This window comes from Flavobacterium aestuarii (assembly GCF_040049115.1).
Taxonomy (GTDB): domain Bacteria; phylum Bacteroidota; class Bacteroidia; order Flavobacteriales; family Flavobacteriaceae; genus Flavobacterium; species Flavobacterium aestuarii.
In genome coordinates, this window is record NZ_JBDLZZ010000053.1 from 1 (window position 1) to 791 (window position 791).

The window sequence follows — 791 nt, forward strand, 5'->3', positions numbered from 1 at the left end:
ACATACACATCCCAGGCTAAATCAGCACCTGAGTTAGTGTCTACTGTTACAATATTGCTCGAAGCAAAAACACTTGGCACTGCTGCTCCTGCTTTTACAGCAGCATAGCCATAATTTATTGTTCCTCCTGATGCAGTTACTGTAATATTTGAATTATCATTGTTGCAGTTTACATGAGTGGCAACTGCACTAGCAATCGCTAATACGGCTGCTGGCTGGGTAATAGTCACTGAAGCATCTTTGACACAGCCTGTTGCTGTATCGGTTACCTGAACTTTGTAAGTTCCTGCTGCAACATTGGCTAATGTCAGTGTATTTCCAAATTTTGTCAATGTTCCTGATCCTAATGTTCCTGCTGTTAATGCAAATGTATATGCACCTGCTGTAGCATTTCCAGATACTGTAAATGTAGCCTTGCCTGTTGAGTTCCCTCTACAGTCTACATTCAAATCTACATTTCCTGAAATTGCAATTGGGTCTGCTGCTTTAACTTCATGTAATTCTGTATAATAGCATCCGTTAGCATCGGTAACTTTAAAGGTATAACTACCCGCTGCCAAGCCATTGAAAACACCTGTTGTATTTGATGCCACTGCGGCTGCAGGGGCTGTAATTGCATAAGTAAGCGTTCCTACTCCATTTGTCGCAGTAACCGTAACTGTAGTATTAGGAGCTGAACAGGTAACGGTGGCACTAACAAAAGTTAAGTCTGTAGGAGGGTTTAATCTGTTCAGTATAATAGCAGTTCCTGCCTGAGTACAGCCTTTGCTGTCTTTTACTGAATAATTTAC

At 41.3% G+C, this 791-nt stretch carries 1 protein-coding gene; it reads right to left on the bottom strand.

Annotated elements, in window-relative coordinates; all coding sequences use genetic code 11:
* Positions 1-791: hypothetical protein (locus ABEG11_RS19025; protein ID WP_348825761.1), on the bottom strand; the 791-nt coding region annotated here is incomplete at both ends.